17 protein-coding genes and 1 pseudogene are annotated in these 22,937 nt (G+C 36.8%); all 18 read left to right on the top strand.

Going from position 1 to position 22,937, the window contains the following annotated elements; all coding sequences use genetic code 11:
* The first annotated feature begins 2 nt into the window (after positions 1 to 2).
* The 18 genes and pseudogenes from BLP54_RS02620 (at position 3) to BLP54_RS02705 (ending at position 22,931) form a co-directional block, all read left to right on the top strand.
* Positions 3 to 1,139, top strand: a complete 1,137-nt coding sequence (locus BLP54_RS02620; RefSeq protein WP_090166453.1) for a DUF3048 domain-containing protein — start codon at positions 3 to 5, stop codon at positions 1,137 to 1,139.
* 7 nt (positions 1,140 to 1,146) lie between these two features.
* Entirely contained in the window at positions 1,147 to 2,829 is a 1,683-nt protein-coding gene (locus BLP54_RS02625; protein ID WP_090166455.1) for a putative polysaccharide biosynthesis protein, read from the top strand.
* A gap of 5 nt (positions 2,830 to 2,834) precedes the next feature.
* Complete coding sequence (locus tag BLP54_RS02630; protein ID WP_090166457.1) at positions 2,835 to 4,046, top strand: aminoacetone oxidase family FAD-binding enzyme; 1,212 nt, start codon at positions 2,835 to 2,837, stop codon at positions 4,044 to 4,046.
* Positions 4,047 to 5,630 (top strand): NAD(P)/FAD-dependent oxidoreductase, encoded by a 1,584-nt coding sequence (locus BLP54_RS02635; protein WP_090166459.1) that lies wholly within the window; start codon positions 4,047 to 4,049, stop codon positions 5,628 to 5,630.
* A gap of 19 nt (positions 5,631 to 5,649) precedes the next feature.
* Positions 5,650 to 8,259, top strand: a complete 2,610-nt coding sequence (gene mutS, locus BLP54_RS02640) for a DNA mismatch repair protein MutS (RefSeq protein ID WP_330386121.1) — start codon at positions 5,650 to 5,652, stop codon at positions 8,257 to 8,259.
* Positions 8,259 to 10,141: pseudogene (gene mutL / locus BLP54_RS02645) on the top strand (DNA mismatch repair endonuclease MutL). The gene mutS and the pseudogene mutL overlap by 1 nt, the downstream one beginning before the upstream one ends.
* Positions 10,141 to 11,079: a tRNA (adenosine(37)-N6)-dimethylallyltransferase MiaA gene (gene miaA / locus BLP54_RS02650; RefSeq protein ID WP_090166461.1), complete on the top strand. Its 939-nt coding sequence runs from the start codon at positions 10,141 to 10,143 to the stop codon at positions 11,077 to 11,079. The pseudogene mutL and the gene miaA overlap by 1 nt, the downstream one beginning before the upstream one ends.
* 1 nt (position 11,080) lies before the next feature.
* Positions 11,081 to 12,367: a methionine gamma-lyase family protein gene (locus BLP54_RS02655; protein WP_090166463.1), complete on the top strand. Its 1,287-nt coding sequence runs from the start codon at positions 11,081 to 11,083 to the stop codon at positions 12,365 to 12,367.
* A gap of 49 nt (positions 12,368 to 12,416) precedes the next feature.
* Positions 12,417 to 13,430: a rod shape-determining protein gene (gene mreB / locus BLP54_RS02660; RefSeq protein WP_090166465.1), complete on the top strand. Its 1,014-nt coding sequence runs from the start codon at positions 12,417 to 12,419 to the stop codon at positions 13,428 to 13,430.
* Between the two features lie 12 nt (positions 13,431 to 13,442).
* Entirely contained in the window at positions 13,443 to 14,306 is an 864-nt protein-coding gene (mreC, locus tag BLP54_RS02665; protein WP_242870608.1) for a rod shape-determining protein MreC, read from the top strand.
* Positions 14,299 to 14,844 carry a rod shape-determining protein MreD gene (gene mreD, locus BLP54_RS02670; RefSeq protein ID WP_090166467.1) on the top strand — a complete coding sequence of 182 codons (546 nt, stop codon included), beginning with the start codon at positions 14,299 to 14,301 and terminating at the stop codon, positions 14,842 to 14,844. The genes mreC and mreD overlap by 8 nt, the downstream gene beginning before the upstream one ends.
* Positions 14,831 to 17,680: a penicillin-binding transpeptidase domain-containing protein gene (locus tag BLP54_RS02675; RefSeq protein ID WP_090166470.1), complete on the top strand. Its 2,850-nt coding sequence runs from the start codon at positions 14,831 to 14,833 to the stop codon at positions 17,678 to 17,680. The genes mreD and BLP54_RS02675 overlap by 14 nt, the downstream gene beginning before the upstream one ends.
* A gap of 28 nt (positions 17,681 to 17,708) precedes the next feature.
* Positions 17,709 to 18,389 carry a septum site-determining protein MinC gene (locus BLP54_RS02680; RefSeq protein ID WP_090166472.1) on the top strand — a complete coding sequence of 227 codons (681 nt, stop codon included), beginning with the start codon at positions 17,709 to 17,711 and terminating at the stop codon, positions 18,387 to 18,389.
* The gene (locus tag BLP54_RS02685; RefSeq protein WP_090166474.1) at positions 18,390 to 19,505 is read left to right on the top strand and encodes an FtsW/RodA/SpoVE family cell cycle protein; all 1,116 of its coding nucleotides are present in this window, start codon (positions 18,390 to 18,392) and stop codon (positions 19,503 to 19,505) included. It abuts the gene before it with no gap.
* Positions 19,506 to 19,901 (top strand): methylglyoxal synthase, encoded by a 396-nt coding sequence (locus BLP54_RS02690; protein WP_028247062.1) that lies wholly within the window; start codon positions 19,506 to 19,508, stop codon positions 19,899 to 19,901.
* On the top strand, positions 19,885 to 20,865 hold the full coding sequence (locus tag BLP54_RS02695; protein WP_242870609.1) for a D-alanyl-D-alanine carboxypeptidase family protein: 981 nt from the start codon (positions 19,885 to 19,887) through the stop codon (positions 20,863 to 20,865). The genes BLP54_RS02690 and BLP54_RS02695 overlap by 17 nt, the downstream gene beginning before the upstream one ends.
* A gap of 192 nt (positions 20,866 to 21,057) precedes the next feature.
* A complete protein-coding gene (locus BLP54_RS02700; RefSeq protein ID WP_090166476.1) occupies positions 21,058 to 21,480 on the top strand; it encodes a twitching motility protein PilT in 423 nt (140 codons plus the stop codon).
* Between the two features lie 65 nt (positions 21,481 to 21,545).
* Positions 21,546 to 22,931 (top strand): biotin/lipoyl attachment domain-containing protein, encoded by a 1,386-nt coding sequence (locus BLP54_RS02705; RefSeq protein ID WP_090166478.1) that lies wholly within the window; start codon positions 21,546 to 21,548, stop codon positions 22,929 to 22,931.
* The last annotated feature ends 6 nt before the right edge of the window (positions 22,932 to 22,937 follow it).

Genomic DNA, 22,937 nt, shown 5'->3' on the forward strand with positions numbered 1-22,937 from the left:
CTATGAAAAAAAGGGTAGTATCTGCAATGCTTATTCTTACAATGGTAACTTCTCTTGTTGCCTGCGGTAAGAAAGATGAAGAAGTCGCTGTAACTGATGTTGATGATGCACCAGTTGCGGAGGAAGAGCAAGACGTTGAGGTTCTCGATGATTCCGCAGCATTTTGGGATCAGGTATCCGAGGATGGAAGGGTTCGAAGCTACCTTAATGGCGAATGGGTTGATCCCAAATATGGAAGACAGCGTCCAGTCGCAGTTATGATTGAGAACACAAAGGCATGTTTGCCTCAGTACGGTATTGGAAATGCAGGGGTTATTTATGAATGTGTAGTTGAGGGTGGCATCACTCGTATGATGGCTATTTTTGATGACTACACTGGTCTTGACCAGATTGGTAACGTTAGAAGTGCAAGACCTTATTATGTATATTTTGCAAGTGAATACGATGCTGTTTACATGCATGCAGGTGGAAATCCAGCAGCATTTGAGCTTATTGACGGTGGCCTCGTAGAAAACCTTAATGCACTTAAGCTTGAAGGTAAAAAGGGTAGTGCTGCTACATACAGAACTGGTAAGAGCGAGCATACTTTATACACTAACTCCGATGGTATCGGAATTGGTCTTGAGAAGATGAAGTATGATATGACATTACCTGCAAACTATGAGCCACATTTCAAGTTTGCTCAGAATGGCAACAACCTTGAAAACGGTGAAGATTGCCAGGCAATTCAGATGTACTATTACACAAACAAGCCTTATTGGATTTACAACGAGGATGATGGATTATATTACAGATATGAGTTCAATCAGAAGCAGGTAGATGCTACAACAGGTAAGCAGCTTACTGCTAAGAACATTATCATTGAGGATGTAGCTTGGTGGATTTATCAGGGCTCTGAGTATCTTGGATATCTTCTTTCTTACAACACAGGTACTGGAAAGTACATCACAAATGGTAAGATGATTGACATTGCTTGGTCAAAGGATGGTGATAGTGATATCACTCATTATTATGACTTAGCTACAGGCGAGGAAATCCAGTTAAATATTGGTACAACATGGATTCAGGCTTGCCAGCATGATTACAGTGATGAGAATGTATTCTATGCAAACAAAAATGATTTTAGTAAGGCAAAATAATTAATTTATGACTACAAGAAACAAACGTAGCGATACCAAGTTTCTTATGCAGGGCAGTATCCTTGCAATGGCATCAATAATAAGCCGTATTGTGGGACTCATGTACAGAGTCCCACTTAAGGCTATTATAGGCAAAATCGGAAACGACTACTATGGTACCGCATATGAGGTATACAATATAATATTGCTTATTTCTTCTTACAGTATTCCACTTGCTGTTTCCAAGCTGGTTTCTGCAAGAATGGCAAAAGGGCACGTAAAAGACGCAAACAAGGTTTTGCACGGCGCCCTTCTTTTTGCGTTTATAACAGGTGGTAGTGCATCACTAATAGTATTCTTTGGTGCCGAATTTTTTACAGGTTCACTTTTAAAGACTCCACTGTCAGCCATAGCTTTAAAGGTTTTGGCTCCAACATTATTAGTGGTTGCTATTCTTGGTGTATTTCGTGGATTTTTCCAGGGCCTTGGCTCTATGATACCAAGTGCTATATCACAAATAGGAGAGCAGATTGTCAACGCTATAGTATCTGTAGTAGCTGCTCACATTCTATTTAGTTATGGAAAAAAAGTTGGTGGTGTTCTAGGAAATGAAAAGGGTTATGCTGCGGCTTTCGGTGCTGCAGGTGGTACACTGGGTACCGCTTCAGGAGCAGCCTTTGCTTTGATTTTTGTTTTGTTTATCTTTTTCGCTTTCAAAAAAGTATTTAATAAAATGATGAAAAAAGATAAGCACAGAAATACTGAAGGATATGGCGAGATAATGTCCGCCCTTGTAATGACTATTATCCCTGTACTTTTAAGTACAACGGTTTATAATATCAGCTCTATTATTGATCAGGGTATTTATAAAAATATTGCCCTTGCACAAGGCCATGATGCCACTCTTATCAGCGAAAGCTGGGGTGTATTTACTGGTCAGTATAAGGTACTTATAAATGTACCTTTGGCCATTGCATCTGCTATGGCAGCATCTACTGTTCCAAGCTTGACTGCAGCTTTTCATTCAAATGACGCTGCACTGGTTAAAAAGCAGATTAATATGGCCAACAGATTTGTCATGGTTATAGCATTTCCATGTTGTGTAGGTATGATGGTTTTAGCTTCACCAATAATGCAGCTTTTATTCAGTGATTCAGAAAAATCTTCTGGATTAATGCTTATGATAGGTGGTTGCTCTATTATTTTCTATTCTTTATCTACACTATCAAATGGTATTTTACAGGGTATAGATAAAATGACTATCCCTGTAAAAAATGCATTAATAGCCCTAGTGGCACATGTTGCCTTTTTATTCGTACTACTAGAAGTCTTTGATCTGCATATTTACGCTGTAATTATCGCAAATGCATTTTACGCCCTGCTTATGTGCTTTTTGAATCAATCTGCTGTACTGAAATTTTCAGGCGCAAATATTGATATCAAAAAAGTATTTCTTGCTCCACTTGAAGCAAGTGCACTTATGGGTGTTATAGTATACTTAGTTTACAGATTGATTAATGGTCTGGTTTCATTAAGTGCTTCAGCAGGTGTTGCTAATTTTGTAGGATGTATTGTCTCTATTATTGCTGGAGTTATCGTTTACTTTGTCTCTATGTTCATTTTTAAAGGTATAGACGAAGAGACCTTAATGAAATTCCCAGGCGGAGCTAAGCTATGCAGTATTGCCTATAGCTTACATTTATTGAGGTAAATTATATGGATAACAACGAAAAGCTTTACGATGTCTGTATAGTTGGTGCTGGATTCTCAGGACTTGTTCTTGCAATTAAGCTTGCAAGAGCAGGTCTTTTGGTATGTTTAGCAGAACTTAACAGAGTCGTTGGAAGACGCATATTATCTACTGGTAACGGAAGATGTAATTTTACCAATAGACGTATGAGTAGTGATTATTATTACAGTCAGCATGACCTTTCCTTTATGGAAGATTATCATGACGATTTGATAGATTTCTTGCGAGAATTAGGTGTAATTGAAAGAGATTTTGATGGATATTATTATCCAATCACCAATCAGGCTAAAACAGTAAGAGATGCTTTGGAAAATGAAATTATCGCTCTTGGAATTGATGTATTCTTGGATAATCGTGTTACAGATATTTCAAAAGATGATGTTTTTACAGTTACTACCCATAGAACAGTAATTAAAGCTAAAAAGGTATGTGTGGCTTCCGGTGGATTATCTGCAGCGACTCTAGGATCATCTAAATTCGGTTACAAGATGGCCACTAAGTTTAAAATGAAAGTCACAAAGCTTGCTCCTGCATTGGTGGGCGTAGTCTCTAAGGATATATGTCTTAAGGATTTAGCCGGCGTGAGAGCATTGGGGATGGTTTCATACAGAGATACCTCCTGCGAGGGCGAAATACAGTTTAATAAAGACGGTATTTCAGGCTATCCTGTTATGTGCATTAGCAGATATATAGGTTTTGATGAGCTTGATAAGAAGCTCTCTGATATATCAATTGATTTTGCTTACTTTATGTCAGAAGATGAGCTAAAAGAAGAGCTTAAGAAAAGATTTTCACACAACAATAATGCAACCATTCTAGCAGCTTTAAATGGTATTTCAAATGAAAAGGTAATCCAGACCGTGGTAAGTTACGCACGTATTTACGGAGATACCGTTGTTTCAAAGCTTGATGAAGAAGATATAGATAATTTGGTTTATTATTTCAAGCATTTTACTGTTAGTCTAGAAGGAACAAAAGGCTTTGACAACTCACAGGTTACTGCCGGAGGTGTTGAGCTAGACGGTATTGAATTAGACAGTATGGAGTCAAAAAATTGTAAAGGTCTTTACTTTACTGGAGAAGTTCTTGATGTAGATGGAATTTGTGGTGGTTATAATCTTACATGGGCATACCTTTCAGCTTCAAAGGCTGCAAAGGCAATTATTGAAGAGGTGTAAATGATTAAAATTGACCAGCTGAAGCTAGATATTTCAGCAAAAGATAACCAAATAATTAGCGCTATAGCAAAGAAACTCAGAGTAAATGAAAAGGATATAAGAGAATATCAAATTTTAAAGCGTTCTATTGATGCTAGAAAAAAGCCTGATTTATTTTTCGTTTATTCTGTTGCAGTCACCTTAGACAATTCTTTAGAGTCTAAGGTCTTAAAAAAGTGTTCAAAAGACAATAACGTAAATACGTATAAGCCAAAGGTTTATGCATTACCTTCAACAAATTATAATTCATCACGTCCAATCGTGGTTGGTGCAGGTCCTGCTGGACTTTTTGCCGCTTACATATTTGCGCTAAACAACATGAATCCAATTGTTTTTGAACGTGGTAAAAAGGTTGATGACAGAACAAAAGACATCTTAGAGTTTTGGGAGACCGGTGTTTTAAATACATCTTCAAATGTACAGTTTGGAGAGGGTGGTGCCGGAACTTTTTCTGATGGAAAGCTTAATACACTTGTTAATGACAAGCTTGGTAGAAACAAATTTGTACTAGAGACCTTTGTTAAGTTTGGTGCTCCTTCAAACATTTTATATGATGGCAAACCACACATTGGTACAGATATTTTAAAACAGGTTATTGCCAGTATGCGTAATGAAATTATCAAGCTTGGCGGAGAATTCCATTTTGAAGCTCAGGTAGATAGCTTTGTTATTGAAGATAGTAAAATTAAGGGTGTTATATCAAAAGGCGAAACCTACTACAGTGATTCTGTAGTACTAGCAATTGGCCACAGTGCAAGAGATACATTCAAAACTCTTTATGACCTTGGCTTTGATATGGAAGCAAAAGATTTTGCAGTTGGATTTAGAATAGAACATCCTCAGGCAATGATTTCTGAGACCATGTACGGTCCTAAGTTTAACCAGCTTGAGCCAGCCCCTTATAAGCTTGCACATAATCTTGAAAATGGACGAGGAGTATATTCCTTCTGTATGTGTCCAGGAGGGTTCGTTGTTAATTCTTCATCCGAAGAAAACCGCTTAGTGGTTAACGGAATGAGCTATTCAAAACGAGATAGTCATAATGCCAACAGTGCTATTGTTGTATCCGTTGGCGCAACAGAATTTGATAAAAGTAATCCTCTTGCCGGAATCGAATTCCAGCGCAATATAGAAAGCAAGGCCTTTACTCTTGCCAATGGATTGATTCCACAGCAGCTTTACGGCGATTTTAAAGAGAATCGTTTATCAAAGGCATATGGCGATTTTTCTTCTGAAACTAAGGGAAAAACAGCCTTTGGACTTCTTTCTGAGATATTTTCTCAGGAAATTAATCAATCTATTATTGACGCAATGGGTCATTTTGGTACTAAAATAAAGGGATTCGATAGATATGATGCAATTCTTTCCGGTGTTGAAAGCAGAACTTCATCACCAGTAAGAATTAGCAGAGATGAGCAGTTCCAATCCAATATCAAAGGATTGTATCCTTGTGGTGAAGGAGCTGGATTTGCTGGCGGTATCACATCTGCAGCCATGGATGGACTTAAGGTGGCTGAAGCTGTGATAGCAAATCAGAATTTATAGAATAAGGTGGGAATAAATAGTGGCAGAATACACTCCAATGATGCAGGAGTATCTTAAAACTAAAGCAGAATATGAAGATTGTATCTTATTTTACCGTTTAGGTGATTTTTATGAGATGTTTTTTGAGGATGCTAAAACAGCCTCAAGAGAATTAGAACTTACACTTACAGGTAAATCATGTGGTATGGAAGAACGTGCGCCTATGTGTGGTGTTCCTTTTCACGCTGCAGATTCATATATAAACAGACTTGTTAGCCGTGGCTATAAGGTAGCTATTTGCGAGCAGGTAGAAGATCCTAAGGAAGCAAAAGGTCTTGTTAAAAGAGAAGTAATCAGAGTTGTTACTCCTGGAACAAATATCGACCAGATGGCACTTGACGAGGGCAGTAATAATTATATTATGTCCATCTTCTATAACAGAGGCATTTTTGGCGTAAGTTCCTGTGATATTTCCACAGCAGACTTTTATCTTACAGAAGTAGACAGTATAAGAAAGCTTATTGATGAGCTTTATAAATTCAATCCTGCAGAAATTATTTATTCAAAATCTATTTTTGAATCAGGCATTGATATTTCTGAGGTTTCGCAGAAAATCGAAAGTGCTTTATCACAGTTGGATGAATCTTTCTACGACGATACACTTTCTACAAGAGAGTTGTTAAATCACTTCCATGCCCATTCTTTAGAGGGGCTTGGATTAATGGATTTTTCCTATGGTCGAATAGCAGCAGGCGCACTTCTCAGTTACCTTAAAGAAACACAAAAGACAGAGCTTGCTCACCTTACACATATCACTCCATATACAGATGGAAAGTATATGCTTCTTGATAACTCAACAAGAAGAAATTTAGAGCTTACTGAGACCATGAGAGACAAGCAAAAGCGTGGCTCACTTCTTTGGGTTTTGGATAAGACAAAAACCGCCATGGGAGCACGACAGCTTAAAAGCTTTATTGAGCAGCCTCTTGTATCTGTAGATGAGATTATTAAGCGTCAGGATGCCATTTCTGAAATTAATGAATCTCTCATAGATAGAGAAGAACTTAGAGAATACCTTTCTTCAGTTTATGATTTAGAGCGCCTAATCACTAAGATTACCTATCAGTCGGCTAATCCACGTGATTTAATTGCTTTTAAGCAGTCTATTGGTATGCTTACACCAATTAAGACTTTGCTTTCAGGCTTTCATTGTCATCTCTTAGAGGATACTAATTCAAATATTGATGACATGAAGGACTTATTTGAGCTCATAGATTCAGCTATCGATGATGAGCCTCCAATTTCTTCAAGAGATGGAGACATTATCAAGTCAGGCTTTAATGAAGAAGTAGACAGACTTCGTGCTGCAAAGGTGGATGGTAAACAGTGGCTCGCAGATTTAGAGGCAAAGGAAAGAGAAAAAACTGGTATTAAAAACCTTAAAATCAAATTCAACAAGGTGTTTGGTTTCTATCTTGAGGTTACAAATTCATATAAGGATTTAGTTCCTGATTACTACGTTAGAAAGCAGACCCTTGCTAATGCCGAGAGATATTACACTCCTGAATTAAAGGAGCTTGAAGACAGTATTCTCGGCGCCGAGGACCGTCTTAACACAATCGAGTACGAGTTCTTCAAAACAGTCAGAGATACTATTGCTTCAAACGTTGACAGAATTCAGATTACTGCCAAGGCTATTGCATTATTAGATGCAATTATTTCAATGGCTGTAGTTGCAGAAAAGAATCACTATGTACGTCCGATAATTGATAATAGAGGAATCATCGATATCAAGGATGGACGTCATCCTGTTGTAGAGCAGATGATTAACGCAGATCAGTTTATTTCAAACGACTGTGAACTTGATATCGACTCAAGAACAATAGCAATCATCACGGGACCAAATATGGCTGGTAAATCTACATACATGCGTCAGGTTGCACTTATTGTTCTTATGGCACAGATAGGAAGCTTTGTACCAGCAGCCTCTGCGCAGATTGGTGTTGTTGACCGTATCTTTACCCGAGTAGGTGCCAGCGATGATTTATCTACCGGTCAGTCTACCTTCATGGTGGAAATGAATGAGGTTGCTAATATTCTTCATAATGCTACCAGTAAATCACTTTTAATTTTGGATGAAATCGGTAGAGGAACATCTACCTACGATGGTCTTTCTATTGCGTGGTCGGTGGTAGAGCATATCGCCTACCAAATTGGTGCAAAGACCCTTTTTGCGACCCACTATCACGAGCTTACAGAGCTTGAAGGTCAGATAAAAGGTGTACATAATTATTGCATCGCTGTTCAGGAATTAGGTGAAGATATTATCTTCCTTAGAAAAATCATTCCTGGTGGTGCTGACCAGAGCTATGGTATTCAGGTAGCACGACTTGCAGGCTTACCAGAAGAAGTTCTTAGTCGTGCAAGAACTATCGTCAACTCGCTAAATGAAAACGATATAGCAGCTGTTTCTGACAGAATTTCTATCAGAGAACAGGTAGAAGAGAAGTTAAAATCTCTTGAAGGGGTAACCATATCAGAAAACGAAGCTGAAATAATAGCTGGTTTAAGGGAGCTTGATGTTACAAAAATCACTCCGCTTGAAGCTATGAATATACTATTTGAGTTTCACAATAAGGTTAATGAATAATGGGAAAAATTAATTTACTTAGTCAGGAAACAATCGATAAGATTGCCGCTGGTGAGGTAGTAGAAAGACCAGCTTCTGTCGAAAAGAGTTAATCGAAAACAGTATTGATGCAGGTGCAACAGCTATTTCTGTTGAAATTAAAGGTGGTGGAATAGAGTATCTTCGTATAACCGATAATGGTTCTGGAATTGATAAAGACCAGATTCAGATTGCGTTCCTTCGTCATTCTACGTCTAAAATTTCATCAGCAGTCGATTTGGACAACGTTCGTTCACTAGGTTTTAGAGGTGAAGCTTTATCAAGTATTTCTGCTGTTTCAAAAGTCGAATTAATCACAAAGACAAAGGATTCTCTTCTTGGTGCCAGCTATATTATCGAGGGGGCCAAAGAGATTTCTCTTACAGATGTGGGAGCACCTGATGGCACAACCTTTATAGTACGACAGTTGTTTTATAATACTCCTGCCAGAAAGAAATTCTTGAAATCTGAAAGTACTGAAGGAAGCTATGTATTTGATGTTGTTGAGCATTTAGCACTTTCACATCCAGAGATTTCATTTAAATTTATTCTAAATGGCAAAGAAAAACTAATGACTTCTGGAAATGGCTCTCTTTCAGATACCATTTATCAGATATATGGACGTCAGATAGCTTCCAATGTTTTGGATTTAGATTACAAGGATGAAAAGGTTTATATTAACGGATTTATAGGACAATCTATTATAGCTAGAGGAAATAGAGCCTTTGAACACTTCTTCGTTAATAGCAGATATATAAAAAGCAATAATTTATCTCGTGCCTGTGAAGAAGGCTACTACGGATTTTTAATGGGACATCAGTATCCATTTTTCGTAATAAATATCGCATTTACGGATTCAGCTGTGGATGTAAATGTGCACCCTACAAAACAGGAGGTACGTTTTGAGAATGAAGCTCAAATATGCGAGCTTCTAACAAAAATAATTAATCAGCGTCTTAGAAAAAGAGAAGATGTATTAGAGACCCATATAGATGAACCAGTTGTAAAGCCTCAGCCTATAATTCAGCAACCTGTAAATACATCAAAGGTAGAACTACAACCTGAATTCAATACTTCATCTTCAATGTCTTCTCCAGAAGCAGAGGTTATTCCTCATCCAAAGCCTGTTAAAACTCCAGAACCTTTTGAGAGAGACAGGCTCGAAAAAATAAAACAGTCTATCACTGCACAGATTCACAGCGATACTCCTTATGAAAAGAAGTTTGCTGAAAAGAATCGTGGCGGAGAAAAATATGAACAAATCAGTTTCCTAAACAAGGAAGCTTTTAAAGAACATAAAATTATAGGTCAGGTATTTGATACATATTGGATAGTAGAGTACGACAAAAATATGTATATAATCGACCAGCATGCTGCACATGAAAAGGTACTCTTTGAGAAAACCATGGCACGCCTGAAAAATAATGAGATGACTTCTCAAATGATAAGTCCTCCTGTTATTGTTTCACTTTCACCTCAGGATGTGCTGCTCTTTGAAAATTACAGAGAAGCTTTTGAAAAACTGGGATATAGAGTAGAATCCTTTGGTGGCAATGAGCTTGCTATTAACGGAATTCCAGGAAATCTTTTAAACCTCGACCCAAAAGCCTTTTTCCTTGAAGTTTTGGCAGATTGCCAGTCATATAAGGCAAGTGATTCCTTTGATATGATTATTGAAAAAGTTGCCTCTATGTCATGTAAGGCGGCAGTCAAGGGAAACAACAGACTTTCCATTCCAGAAATCAAAACACTTATTGATGAGCTTTTAGATTTGGATAACCCATATCATTGTCCTCATGGCAGACCAACAATGATATCTTTTTCCGAATATGAGCTTGGTAAAAAGTTTAAAAGGATTATTTAATGAAAAACTTAGTAGTACTTACTGGCCCAACAGCAGTTGGTAAAACTTCACTTTCAATTAATCTCGCCAAGGCTATAAATGGCGAGATTATTTCTGCTGACTGTATGCAGGTATATAAGCGAATGGATATCGGAACCGCAAAGATAATGCCAGAAGAAATGGACGGTGTAGTTCATCATTTGATCGATGTTATCGAACCACAGGAGGATTTCCATGTTGTACGCTTTAAGGAAATGGTCCTTGCTGCAATGGAGAAAATCTATGCAAAGGGAAAAGTGCCAATCATTTGCGGTGGTACTGGCTTTTATATACAGGCTATACTTTATGATATACAGTTTACTGATCAGGAAATTGATCAGGAATATCGTAGTTCTCTCGAAAAATACGCTGATGAGAATGGAAATGAAGCTCTTTTGGAAAAGCTAAGACAAGTTGATCCCGAATCAGCTGAATCCATTCCTGCAAACAATCGAAAGCGTGTAATAAGAGCTTTGGAATACTTCAAACAAACTGGAGAACAGTTCTCCGTACATAACAAGCGTGAAAGAGACAGAATTAGTCCTTATAATTTTGCATATTTTGTATTAAATGATGATAGGGAACTGTTGTATAATCGCATAGATTTGAGAGTAGACAAGATGGCGGAAGCAGGTTTGCTTGAAGAAGTAAAATCACTTCTTGAAGAAGGTTGCAAGCCTGGCATGACTTCTATGGATGGAATTGGCTATAAAGAAATCATAGCGAGTCTTAATGGAGAAATGTCCCTTGAAGAGGCTCTTGAATTGATAAAAAAGAATTCAAGAAACTATGCAAAGCGTCAGCTTACATGGTTTAGAAGAGAAAAAGAGGTTGTTTGGCTGGATAAAACTGACTTAAAAACAGAAAAACAACTTTTAGATAAAATTCTACAAACCTTAAAAGAGAAAGGAATTATATAAGGTGTTAAATATTTATAAAGAATTTGGAATTTCAAATGAAGTTTTTAATTTCGGTGCATCTGTTATTGATTCTCTTGAAGCACGTTTCAAGGAAATCGATGAAGTGGCAGAGTACAATCAATTAAAGGTTATCAAGGCTATGCAGGAACATCGAGTAGCTGCAGAGTGCTTTAATACATCCACTGGTTATGGTTATGATGATGTGGGACGAGATACTCTTGAAAAGGTATATGCATCTGTATTCAAGACAGAAGATGCACTTGTTCGTCCACAGATTACATGTGGTACACACGCACTTGCACTTGCTCTTATGAGTAATTTACGTCCTGGTGACGAGCTTTTATCGCCTGTAGGAAAGCCATATGACACATTGGAAGAGGTTATCGGTATTCGTCCTTCAAATGGTTCACTTGCTGAATATGGAATCACATACGCTCAGGTAGATTTACTTGAAGACGGTGGTTTTGATTTTGATGGTATAAAGGCAGCAATAAACGAACGTACTAAGCTTGTTACTATCCAGCGTTCAAAGGGATACGCAAATCGCCCTACACTTTCTGTTGAGGCAATAGGAGAACTTATCTCATTTATCAAGGGAATTAAGCCAGACATTATCTGCATGGTTGATAACTGCTACGGTGAGTTTGTTGAGAAAATAGAACCTACAGAAGTAGGAGCTGATATGTGTGTTGGTTCACTTATTAAAAATCCAGGTGGCGGTCTTGCCCCAATTGGTGGTTATATTGTTGGAACAAAGGCTTGCGTAGAAAATGCCGCTCACAGACTTACAAGTCCAGGTCTCGGTAAAGAAGTTGGCGCATCACTTGGCATCATGCAATCCTTCTATCAGGGATTTTTCCTTGCTCCAACAGTAGTAGCAGGCGCTTTAAAGGGTGCAATTTTTGCTGCAAATCTCTATGAGAAATTAGGTTTCCTTTGCATCCCAAATGCAACAGAACCTCGCTACGACATAATTCAGGCTGTTACCTTCAACAAGCCAGAAGGCCTTATAGCTTTCTGTGAAGGAATTCAGGCTGCAGCACCTGTAGATTCATACGTTACACCAGAGCCATGGGATATGCCGGGCTATGATAGCCAGGTTATAATGGCAGCAGGTGCCTTTGTTCAGGGTTCTTCCATCGAACTTTCTGCAGATGGTCCGCTTAGAGCACCATATACTGCATTTTTCCAAGGTGGATTAACATGGAATCACGCTAAGCTTGGTATCCTTAAATCCCTGCAAAAACTTGTAAACAGCAACCTTGTGAACCCTAGTCAACTGTGCTAAAATTTCATTGATTATGGTTTTTTACTAAAATATTTTTTGGAGGAAAGTTATGCCAGGTTCATTCGGTATTGATATAGGAACACAGAATCTTAAAATTTTCAGTGGTTCTAACAGTCAGACAATTAACATTAAAAATACTATTGCTATTGTAAATAAAAATCAGATGTACGCATACGGAGACAGCGCTTATTCAATGTATGAAAAGGCTCCTGATACAATTGAGGTTTCCTTCCCAATCGTTTCAGGTGTTATTGCTGATTTTGATAATATGCAGACTATGCTTTTCGAAGTACTCGAGAAGGAACTTAAGGGAAAAATCAAGGGAGCAGATATTGTTGTAGCTGTTCCTACAGATATTACAGAAGTAGAGAAGAAAGCATTCTCAGACTTATTCAGCAAATCAAAGAATAAACCACATTCCATCAAAGTATGCGAGAAGCCAATCGCATGCGCTATCGGAATGGGACTTGATGTATCTGAGCCTACAGGTGTTATGGTAGTAGACTTAGGTGCAGATACAACAGAAATTTCTGTTATTTCTCTTGGTGGACTTGTTTTATCTGAGCTTTTACCATTCGGTGGAAACCAGATTGATGAATCCATCGTTACATATCTCAAGAGAAACTATAACCTTGTTATTGGTCAGAAGACAGCAAAGCAGCTTAAAGAGGAAATCGGTTCTGCAGTCGAAGGCAGAGGAGAGAAGCTTACTGTAGTAGGTCGTGATGTTGTAAGTGGCCTTCCAATCGAAATGGAGATTGAAAGTGACGTTATTTACAATGCAATCAAGAGCGATTTAGAGAGTTTCTGCACAAATGTAAAGCTTATTCTTGAGAAGGTTCCACCAGAACTTGCAAAAGATATTGTACATTCTGGAATTTATCTTACAGGTGGTACATCTCAGCTTCATCAGCTTACAGATTTATTCTCTGAGGTTACAAACATTAAGGTTAATGCTATCGATGAGCCTCAGGAATCATGTGTCCGCGGTCTTGGTCAGGTTCTTACTGATGCAAAATACAAGAAATACGGATACAGTATGAAGACAAGAATTTTCAAATAATACAGAGGTAATATGAGACAAAGAAAAGCAAATGGTGGTATTCCAAGTAAATATTTGCTCACCATCTTATCTATTATTTGTATAATGCTTTTGTTTTTTAGTTATTCAACTGGCTTTTCAGGTGGTCCCTTGGAGACAATAGCCAACCATATTTTCATTCCTATGCAAAAAGGTATTGATTATATTGGCAGCACTATAGCTATATCTTCAGCAGACACAAAGACAAGAAAAGAGCTTGTATCTGAAAACGAAGCTTTACAGGCAGAGGTTGAAGAATTAAATTCAAAAATCAGCAACATGCAGCTTAAGCTCGATGAATTGGACGAGCTTCAAAAGCTATATGAGCTTGATCAAAGCTATTATGATTACGACACAACAGGTGCGCGTATCATCGGAAAGAGCACTTCAAACTGGTTTAACACCTTCACAATAGACAAGGGAACAAAGGACGGCATTAAGGTCAATATGAACGTTATTGCGGATGGTGGTTTAGTAGGTATTGTTTCATCCGTTGGCGATTCTTATGCAGTTGTTAGAGCAATAATCGATGACACTGCAAATGTTAGTGCCACAATTTCTTCCACAGAAGACAATTGTATCGTTTCTGGTTCTCTTGAAAAAATGACCTTAAACAACCTTATTACATTTTCTAATCTTGATGATAGTGCTGATAAGGTTGCAATTGGTGACATGGTAGTCACCTCAAATATTTCTGATAAATATCTTCCTGGTATCCTTATTGGATATGTTTCAGAGGTTAACAAGGATGAAAACGACCTTTCGAAATCGGGAACAATTACTCCTGTAGTTGATTTTAAGCATTTATCAGAAGTACTTGTAATCAAGCAATTAAAGGAGTCCTATAAGAGTGAGTAAATTCAAACAATATTTAAAGAAAATATTGGTAATTGCACTTGTGATATATGTTTGTTTTTTACTTCAAACAAGTATTTTTTCACGATATAGACTTGCAGGAGTAACTCCAAATATTCTTATATGTGTTGTAGCTACCTACGGATTTATGAAGGGTAGACGCCACGGTATCACTGTTGGCTTTTGCACAGGACTTCTGCTTGATATTTTTTCAGGTACTTTATTTGGATTTTATGCTCTAGTATATATGTATATTGGCCTTTTAAATGGTCTATTTAAAAAGCAGTTTTTCGGAGACGACTTAAAGTTGCCTCTGATTCTTATTGGCACCAGCGACTTTATTTACGGAGTATTTTCTTATTTAGCACTCTACGCTATAAAATCTCAGTACAATTTTTCATTTTATCTTATGAATATTATTTTACCTGAGGTAGTTTATACTCTGCTCGTGTCAATTTTTGTATATTACATAATATTGAACATTAATAACTGGCTAGAAAAATTAGAAAAGAAAGGTTCTGATAGAATTGGAAATTATTAAGGACTTTTTTGTAAATGCATTTTCTTCACGTATTCGCGTGGTTTCAGTAGTAATGGGTATTTTTGCTGCTGTTCTTATTTCACGTCTTTTTTATTTGCAGATTATCAATGGTAGCGAATATCAGGACAACTATAATTTGAAGCTTGAAAAAACAGAGACGATTCCTGCAACCAGAGGTAATATCTATGATCGCAATGGAAATCTTTTGGCTTATAACGAATTAGTTTATGCTGTTACTATTCAGGATAATGGCTCGTATTCCAACAAAAAAGTGAAAAGCGAGTCTCTTAATTCAGAAATCGCAGAAATAATTACAAAACTTCAAGCAAACGGAGATGAAATTGACAACAATTTCCCTATCTATATAGATTCATCCAACAGTTATCAATTCATGTATTCAGGCAGTGCACTTCAGCGTTTTCGTGCTGATGTTTTCGGCAAAACAAGTATTGATGACCTTGAATATAATGAAAAACTGGGAATCGATGAAGCTAATGCCACTGCTGATGATATTATCAATTATCTGCAGGGTGAGAGAGTATATAACATCTCTGATGAATATAACCAAAAGCTCAGATATGAGATAATGGTAGTCCGCTATAATATGGGACAAAATTCCTATCAAAAATATATCTCAACGGTAATTGCCTCTGATATATCCGAAAAATCAGTGGCTTACATAGAGGAAAATGTTAATGAGCTTACAGGCGTAGCAATAGAACAGAAGTCTCTTAGACGCTACAAAAACAGTGAATATTTTGCTCATATCATAGGCTATACAGGACAGATTTCTACTGACGAATACAAAACTCGTTCAGCAAAAGATGATTCTGTGGAGGCAACAGATATTGTCGGTAAATCTGGTATCGAAAAATATATGGATGATTATCTCTCTGGTACCAAAGGTGCTGAAACCTTATTCGTAGACAGTGTAGGTAATACAATTGCTGAAGGCGATTACACACCAGCAGTATCGGGAAACGATGTGTATCTTTCAATCGATATGGATTTACAAAAGGCTACCTACACACTTTTGGAGCAGGAGATTGCAGGTATCTTATATTCAAAGATTGCCAATATTAAGCAATATCATGCCTCTGAAAACGCTTCTTCTTCTGATGTAGTTGTACCAATTTATGATGTTTACAATTCATTAATTGCCAATGGCATCATTGATACAACAGCCTTCTCTGATGAAAAAGCGACGGATACTGAAAAGGCAGTTTTAGCAGCATACAAGATAAAGGAAAAGGAAGTATTAGCTAACCTTAAAACTCAATTGAAGTTTGGTAATGAAGTAGTTTACAAGGATTTACCCGATGAATATCAGGCATATTCTACTTTTATTGTTACAAAGCTTAAAAGTCTTGGTATATTTGATTCTTCTGCTATTGATAGCTCATCTGAGGTTCAGGAAAACTGGACATCTGAGAATATGGCAGTAAACAAGTACCTGCTATATGCTATTGAGCAGAATTGGATAGATATTACTAAGTACGAAAGTGAAGCTAAATATGCTGATACTGAAGAGCTTTATAATGACCTGATTAATTATACTCTCGAGTATATTTCTCAGGATAAATCTTTCCAAAATTTAATTTATAAATATCTTCTTTTAGATGATGGAATATCAGGAACACAGCTTTGTATTATTCTTTATGATCAGGGTGTGTTAAAGGAAGATGCTGAAACCTATAGCATGCTTAAAAGCGGTCGTATTTCTGCTTACGAGTTTATGCTTTCAAAGATCAAAAATCTTGAGCTTACACCAGGTCAGCTTGCATTGGATCCTTGTTCTGGTTCAACTGTAATCTTAGATGTAAAGACTGGTGAAGTTTTAGCTATGGTTACTTACCCAGGCTACGACAATAACAGACTTGCTAACTCTGTAGATTCAGATTACTATGCTTATCTTACAAATAGCGCAGCTAATCCTCTTTATAACTACGCTACACAGCAGAGAACAGCTCCTGGTTCTACCTTTAAGATTGTTAGTTCTACAGCAGGTTTAGCTGAAAACGTTATTACAACAACTTCAGAAATCGTGGATCTTGGTCAATATACAAAGGTTTCTAATAATCCTAAGTGTTGGATTTACCCAAGCAACCACGGTAGTATCAATGTTTCTGAAGCTATCAGAGATTCATGTAACTACTTCTTCTATGAAGTAGGTTGGAGATTATCGGGAGGCGATGGTGCCTACGATGATGTAAAGGGTATTGAAAAAATATCTAAGTACGCATCACTTTATGGTTTGGATGAAACAACAGGTGTGGAGATAGAAGAGAATTCTCCTCATATTGCCACAGAATATCCTGTCATGGCAGCCATCGGTCAGTCTGATAACAACTATACAACAGTTGGTTTGGCGCGTTATGCTACAGCAATTGCCAGCAGAGGAACTGTATATAATCTTACTTTACTTGACAGCGTAAGGGATTCAGAAGGAAATGTAGTTGAAAGCTATAAGCCTAGTGTTAGAAATCAAATTGATGTTCTTAATGCTGGACAGTGGGATGCAATCCATTATGGTATGAAAATGGTTACAGAATCACTTTCTTCCTTCAATAATTTCTCTGTTCCAGTAGCAGGTAAGACTGGTACAGCTCAGCAGGTAAAAAGCAGACCTAACCACGCTTTATTTATTGGGTTTGCGCCTTATAACAATCCAGAAATAGCCCTTGCAACACGTATCGCTTACGGTTATACCTCTCATAATGCAGCGGCTGTTTCAAAGGATATTATGTCTTATTACTTTGGAGTTTCTTCTACAGAAGAGCTTCTTAGCGGTGAGGCTACTTCAGTATCTAATTCAGGAAACGAAGTTACTGATTAATACATAATTACAATTTAGGAGGTACGTTTTGGCTAACGATCCTGTAGTATTAAAAAGTAATAAATACGGTTTATCGTTACAGCTTGATGCCACAATACCATTTGAAGATTTGGTGAGAGCCATCTGCGAGAAATTTGCTACTTCAGCAGATTTCTTTGGCGAGACTTCTATGATTCTCGAAACCTTTGGTCGAGAGATTAGTACAGAAGAAGGTCTCGTTATCATTCAGGCAATCGAGCTTAATTCAAAAATAAAAATCATTCTTCTCAACGAAAACAATCAGTATAAAGACACAAGAATGCTTGGTGAAATCGATAGATTTTATACTGATGAAATATTTGAGAATGCAAAAATCATCAGAGGCAGTGTCACCAAAACTGATGAGATTACATCAGATTCCAGCCTTATTATACTTGGTGATGTAAAATCCAAGGCAAGTGTAAGAGCAAAGGGCAATATTATTGTTCTCGGTAGTCTGGATGGTAGCTGTCACGCAGGATACCCTGATAATACAGGCTGCTACATTGTAGCTGGAGAGCTTAATTCAAAGGATATCCATATTGGAACGGTTACAGGCGAAATTAAGCTTCAGGAAAAATGGTCTCTTCGAGTAAGACGTTCTAAAGAAGAGCCAATAGGTATATCGGTATGGAACCATGAGCTTTTGGCCGAGCCTCTTAGCAGTGGTTTATTAAAAAGGATAAAATAAATGTTTCATAATTATAGATTTAAAAATCTGGATATAAAATTAATACTTGCAGTTATTACACTTACAATTATAGGTATTTTTGTAATCGGAAGTGCCAATGAATCAAACCAACAAAAGCAAATTATTGGTATGATTCTTGGTGTTATTGTTATGAGTGTAATGACACTAATTGATTATGATTTTATTCTTCATTTTCATTGGATTTACTACGGATTAGTTATTGCCTTGCTAATAGCCGTGCTTTTATTCGGTGATGAAGCAGGTGGTGCCACCAGATGGATTGATGTAGGTGTGCGCTTCCAGCCTTCCGAGCTTGGCAAAATTCTTTTAATTTTATTCTTTTCGTGGTTTTTAATGATGCATGAAGAAGACATTAATAAACCTAAAATATTAGGTTTAACAATACTTTTATCTGCATTTCCGTTATTTTTAATAGAAAAAGAGCCAGATTTATCCACTACTATAGTCACAATGATGATAATTTGTGTTATGATGTTTGTAGTGGGATTAAGTTATAAACTTGTCGCTATAGTTTTAGGCATTACAGTCCCATCAATTATCATTTTGCTTTTACTAGTCGTACAGGACGGTCCGACGATTTTGAAAGAATATCAAGGCGGTCGTATCCTTGCATGGCTTAAGCCTGAGAAATATCCTCAGGGAGCATATCAGCAGCAGAATTCCATTATGGCCATTGGTTCAGGTCAGTTACTTGGTAAGGGCCTGGGAAATGATTCCTTTGATTCTGTAAAAAATGGTAATTATATTTCAGAGCCTCATACTGATTTTATCTTCGCAGTAGCAGGAGAGGAATTAGGATTTGTAGGTTCAGCTTTAGTTATAATCTTAATATTTTTTATCACAATAGAAATATTACTAATCGCAAAAAGAGCAAAGGACGTTTCCGGAAAGCTTATCTGTGTTGGTATGGCCACACTTATTGGTTTCCAAAGCTTTGTTAATATTTGCGTAGTCACCGGATTGATGCCAAATACCGGTTTGCCTCTTCCTTTCGTAAGCTATGGACTAACATCGCTTGTTACCGTTTACTTTGGAATAGGTATTGTTTTAAATGTTGGCATACAGTCAAAAAATAATAATGGGAGGCTATTTTAAATGAACATTGGATTAGTAGCTCATGATTCCAAAAAGAAGCTTATGCAGAATTTCTGCATTGCTTACAGAGGAATTCTTAGCAAAAATGAAATTTTTGCAACAGGAACTACTGGCAGACTAGTTGAAGAGGTAACAAATCTTTCTGTACACAAATATTTAGCTGGACACCTTGGTGGTACACAGCAGTTAGGAGCACAGATTGAACAGAACGAAATCGATTTGGTTATCTTTCTGAGAGATCCTCTTACTGTTAAATCCCATGAGCCTGATGTAAACAATATTGTAAGACTTTGTGATGCTCACAATATTCCACTAGCCACTAATTTGGCGACAGCAGAGCTGCTTATTAAGTCATTAGATAGAGGAGATCTTGAGTGGCGTGAAATGTATAAATAAACTTTTATCTTTCGTGCTTATAGCATCAATGTCTCTTTCACTTACTGCATGCAAAAGTGAGCAGGAGGATGTCACAAAATACAATTTATACGATACATCCTTTGAATATGGGTTAACCCAAAACGGAGCTACCTCAGATGTTGAATTATACGCGAAGAAGCTTTGTGTTACGAACACTGATGATTTAGGTACTTCTAATGTAGATTCACAAGTTGCATCAGGCGCTGGTGCCTTTAACATTACTAAGCAATCTACAGTATACGCACAATCAGTGCATGAGAAGCTTTATCCTGCATCCACTACAAAGATTCTCACAGCATATATAGCATGTCTCAAAGGAAATTTGGATGACTATTACACGGTAAGTGCCAATGCCGTTAAACAGGCCAGTGATTCCTCTGTAATTAACTTAAAAGAGGGAGACGTAATTTCATTAAGAGATTTACTATATGGTTTAATGCTTCGTTCTGGAAATGATGCAGCTATAGCTATAGCAGAGGGGATTAGTGGAGACACCGAAACCTTTGCTGATCTTATGAATGAGACAGCAAAATCTCTTGGAGCTACAAATTCACATTTTGTTACTCCAAACGGATTGCACGATGAAAATCATTACACAACTGTATATGATATGTATTTGATACTCAATGCAGCCATTGAGAACCCAGATTTTTACAATATTTTCACTGCAAATACCTATACTGCAAATTATACCAGCGGTGGAAAAGCAAAGACGGTTGAATGGGCTACAACAAATCAGTATCAAAATGGTAAGATCAAAAAACCTGCAGGCTTTAACATATTAGGCGGTAAGACCGGTACTACTGGTGCTGCCGGATATTGTTTGGTTCTTTTATCAGAGAACGAAGAGCAGGATAAGATTATTTCCATTGTATTTAATGCTGATTGCCGTAGTAATTTATATCTACTTATGAACGAAATACTCAGCAAGTATTGTATTTAGTTTTCTGAATTTTCCGGTTTTAACTTACAATTGTTCTATATATTGTATTTTATATGTGTATATTTTTTGAATAAATCTTGTTTTTGTTATTTAGGTTTTCTACACATTATGTTAGAATGTATATAACAAAAAAATAGTTAATCCGGAACGAGAAGGAGAACTATAAATATTACTTAAGGGAGGTATTTTGACATGGTGGAGATTATTTCAGGCGAGAAGGGCAAGGGCAAGACAAAGTATTTACTTGATAAGGTAAACAGTGATATCCAGAAGGTGGATGGATCCATTGTTTACATCGACAAGAATACAAAACATATGTATGAGTTAGATTCAAAGATTCGTTTGATTAACATGGGGGATTATCCAATCGATTCTTCTGATGAATTTTTAGGTTTCTTAAGTGGAGTTTTATCTCAGAACTCTGATATCCAAGAGGTCTTCTTAGACAGTTTTCTTACAGTATCAAATATTGACACAAATGAAGGTATTACAGTTGCCCTTAATAAGCTTGATAAGATTTGCAACATGTTTGATGTTAAATTTGTTTTGTCTGTTAGTAGGAATGAAAAAGATTTACCTGAGGATGCCAAAGGCAAGATAGTTATATCTTTATAAAATCAAAAATAATGGGGCACGGAAACGTGCCCTTTTAAATTGTAGCAGGAGTACTATATATTTAAATGCGCAAAAAGAAGGATGAAAAAATAATTAAATATCCTAAGCAATATCATATATCTATTGGCTTCATTACTATAGGTGTTATGTTTATTTACATGCTTTTTCATTTGCTTACCTATATTACAGAAGCAAATATCACTGTTTACGAGGTTTCACAAGGTTCTATATCTTCAAATCTTGAATACAATGCACTGGCAATCCGACAGGAACAAATTATTAACGCAGACACAAATGGTGATATCCTGTACTTAGCCGAAAATTACACTAAGGTAGGAGCGAAGTCACAAGTCTATGCATTAGATTTATCCGGAGAGATTCTTTCGTCATTAAAAAGTTCTTCTCAATCTGTAGACGTAAGTCTTGATGAAGATGATTATCAAAAGCTTCAAAACAGCATATCAACTTACTCTTTTGATTATTCAAATATCACCTACAACAAGCTATATTCATTTAAAAATGAATTAGAATCTCAGGTTCAACAGCTTTATACAGTTTCTGCTATGGAAGCAATGAATGATTCTGTACAATCAGCTATTGCAAGTGGTACTTTTAATATATATTCAAGTCCGCAACCTGGACTTATAGTATACTCAATTGACGGTCTTGAGAATCTTACAATCGATTCCTTTATTTCAGATTCTTTTGACATGTCAAAATATGCAGCAACTAATTTAAAATCTCAGGAAACGGTTGTTGCAGGTCAGCCAGTTTATAAGTTAATTACGTCTGATCACTGGAATCTGATATGTGAAGTCGATAAAACACTATACGATTCTCTTCAAAGTGAATCATATATAAAAATAAAATTCTTGGAAGATGAAACAGAAACCTGGACATCCTTATCTTTTACAGAAAAAGCGGGGAAATATTATTTGATTTTATCCCTTGATGATTCCATGGATCGATACGCCGAAAGCAGATATGTCCACATAAAGCTTATAAATAATAATATTTCAGGATTAAAAATTCCTAATTCATCAATAGTACAAAAATCCTTTTATACCATTCCAAAGTCTTATGAAATGCGAGGAAGTAATGATGATGAAGCAGGATTTCTTAGAAAGACTGAAAGCTCCAGTGAGTATGTAAGTCCTACAATTTACTATGAAACTGATGATTATTTTTATGTAGATAATGAAGTGCTTTCCCGAGGCGATGTACTATGTAAGCCTAATTCTAACGAAACCTATGTAGTAGGTACAGATATGGATAAATTAAAAGGCGTATACAACGTAAATAAAGGTTACGCAGTATTTAAACAAATTGAGATATTATACCAAAATAACGACTACTCAATCATAGAGACAGGAACAAACTATGGAATTTCCATGTATGACCATATCGTATTACAGGGTGACGAAGTAGAGGAAAATTCAATCATAAATTAATTAACG

This window comes from Pseudobutyrivibrio sp. 49 (assembly GCF_900100545.1).
GTDB lineage: Bacteria > Bacillota > Clostridia > Lachnospirales > Lachnospiraceae > Pseudobutyrivibrio.